The 2,059-nt window shown below is 62.7% G+C and carries 5 protein-coding genes; all 5 read left to right on the top strand.

Translation table 11 applies throughout. The features are described from left to right. A partial coding sequence (locus CAPSK01_RS19590; protein ID WP_273704135.1) for a hypothetical protein occupies positions 1 to 352 on the top strand: 352 nt, incomplete at its 5' end. Positions 353 to 535: 183 nt separating this feature from the next. Beyond that, entirely contained in the window at positions 536 to 829 is a 294-nt protein-coding gene (locus CAPSK01_RS19585; protein ID WP_273704134.1) for a hypothetical protein, read from the top strand. Then, complete coding sequence (locus tag CAPSK01_RS19580; RefSeq protein WP_034930787.1) at positions 822 to 1,178, top strand: hypothetical protein; 357 nt, start codon at positions 822 to 824, stop codon at positions 1,176 to 1,178. Before CAPSK01_RS19585 ends, CAPSK01_RS19580 begins: the two co-directional genes overlap by 8 nt. A 112-nt stretch (positions 1,179 to 1,290) precedes the next feature. Next, a complete protein-coding gene (locus CAPSK01_RS19575; RefSeq protein WP_034930785.1) occupies positions 1,291 to 1,479 on the top strand; it encodes a hypothetical protein in 189 nt (62 codons plus the stop codon). 157 nt (positions 1,480 to 1,636) lie between these two features. Then, on the top strand, positions 1,637 to 1,903 hold the full coding sequence (locus tag CAPSK01_RS19570) for a hypothetical protein (protein ID WP_034930782.1): 267 nt from the start codon (positions 1,637 to 1,639) through the stop codon (positions 1,901 to 1,903). Positions 1,904 to 2,059 lie beyond the last annotated feature (156 nt).

Below are 2,059 nucleotides of genomic sequence, written 5' to 3'. Positions count from 1 at the left end.
TGAACCGACAGTTAGGCCCCAGGGCGGAGAAATTGCGGAGACGCTGGCAAAGGCACTGCGCCGCGCCTACCACCTTGGGCAAACCTACTGGCAACAGGCGGACTCCGAGAGCTACGCGCAGAACCGCCGCGCCGACGAAACGCAACGCAAGTTTGAAGCGCTGGCAAGCGAAACCCGCGATGCGCTGTTTGCGCACTGCCGCGAGGTGGAGCAGGGAACCCGGCACGCATGCTCGATTGCGGTGTGGATGACGCTGCAGGATGCGCTGTCGCCCGACGCCGACGACAAGGGCCTCGAAGGCTGGATGCGCGAAGCAGAGCAGCGCGTGAAACTGGGGCCGAACGTAGTTTAGGCAGAACCGTAACACCGCCCAATTCGGCCTAACCACCTAAAACACAATATGAGCACAATAAAGAACATTAATCCAGACGAGCGTACCTGGACCGCGACTCGGTGCAGTGCGCCGCGATCCGCTACGGCATGGACCACTACGGCGAGGCGTGCGAATGCCTGTGCCACCAATGGAGCGACGACGATGACGAATATCACTGAGGCGCAGCGCGAAATCCTGCGCCACGCGCTGGGTGTTGGGCGCGGCCGTACTGCCGGCTGGCGCAACCACTTCTGCACCGGCCCCGGCAGCGAAGACTACGACGACTGCGAGGCGCTGGTGGCTGCCGGCATGATGACGAAGCGCAGCGGTGGGCCGTTGTCTGGCGGCGATCCGGTGTACCGCGTGACCGACGCCGGACAGGATGTGCTGGTGGGCCGCAAGACGCCCAACGCGAAGCTCACTTGCCCGACTGGGCGCGAGGAAGACCATGAATGACACACCAGAGCAGCCCGCCCAGGCGGGTCAAGTTGAACCGTCAGTTAGGCCGCCTGCCGCGTGGCTGGTGCGCGCTCTTGTGACGCTGGCAAAACGTGAACTGGCAGATGCCAACGCGACTTGCGGCTCCTGCTGGCCTGCGGGCCAAGAGTGGCACGAACTCGGCCACACCAGCCAGCACGCATTCATGCACCGCGCCCGTGAGGCCGCAGGCATCCCGCACGCCGAGTATCGGGCGCTGATCGAGGCCGTGATGAACACCGACGAAGCCGAAGCGCTAGACGCGCTGTGGACGGAATTGGAGCGGCCTAACGGCTTGGTAACCGGCTGCCGCAGGCAGTCCGGTTGACCTGGTGTTAGGGCGCTGGTGGAGTGGAAAAAACTTTGCATGACCCCTTGACGTTTCCGGAAACGCTGCTATAGTTCACTCCATCGACAACGCAACGCAAACGGAGCGCAACATGAACGGCAACCAACTCTCTCTCGGTCGCAACCACGCCACCGCTGATTCCATCAGCATGACCGAGTTTTGCGGGTTTGACCCGTGCTTCCGGGTTGACATCCGTTGGAACGACGGCGGCCACGTTTATGTGATCTACGACACCAAGGCCGAGGCCCTGGCGCATGTGCGCCGGCTGGGGTGGGCGTGAGCCCATTCCGCATGCTCCTGGCGCGGCTGCATAGGCACCGCTGGGAGCCCACCAAGGTAAACCGCTGGTACTGGTGCTTTGAGCGCAAATGCAGCAAGTGCGGCTCGGTTCAGCACACAAGGGTGGATGACTTCAGTTGGGAAACGCTGGAAACGACATGGCGCGACGGCCCGCACCCTTGATCGTGCTGCGCCGAGAGGATTACAGGCGCGTCGAACTTTGCAACGCGCGTGGGGAGTATGTGTACGTGGTTGAACCAAAGACAACAGCCGAGCGCGTTGAAAAGCTGCGCCAACAACGCGCAGACCTTGGCCTAAAGCGCCGCGAACTCTACGCACACGACGACGACTGGCCGAAGCTGCAAGAGCTGGCCGCGAAGTTGCAGCGCAAGCGAGAACGCAACGCGAAGCGCGCTGCGCCCTAACGTAGAGGTAACCGGGGTGCCACGCAGTGGCGCCTCCGGTTGACCGATCTGTTGTGCGTCTGTATCCGAAGCGAGAAAAACTTGATCCACTACCACGGACTACCAATCACGCCAGCTACGGCAGCAGTGCGCGCCATTGAGGCGGGGCACGCCTTC

The sequence above is a fragment of the Candidatus Accumulibacter vicinus genome, assembly GCF_000584955.1.
In the GTDB taxonomy this organism is placed as follows: domain Bacteria; phylum Pseudomonadota; class Gammaproteobacteria; order Burkholderiales; family Rhodocyclaceae; genus Accumulibacter; species Accumulibacter vicinus.
This window is presented reverse-complemented; position numbering and strand designations above follow the sequence as displayed.

Coding starts and splice junctions, on each gene's coding strand:
- CAPSK01_RS19585 (WP_273704134.1), top strand. CDS start 536: ATGACGAATATCACTGAGGCGCAGCGCGAAATCCTGCGCCACGCGCTG.
- CAPSK01_RS19580 (WP_034930787.1), top strand. CDS start 822: ATGAATGACACACCAGAGCAGCCCGCCCAGGCGGGTCAAGTTGAACCG.
- CAPSK01_RS19575 (WP_034930785.1), top strand. CDS start 1,291: ATGAACGGCAACCAACTCTCTCTCGGTCGCAACCACGCCACCGCTGAT.
- CAPSK01_RS19570 (WP_034930782.1), top strand. CDS start 1,637: ATGGCGCGACGGCCCGCACCCTTGATCGTGCTGCGCCGAGAGGATTAC.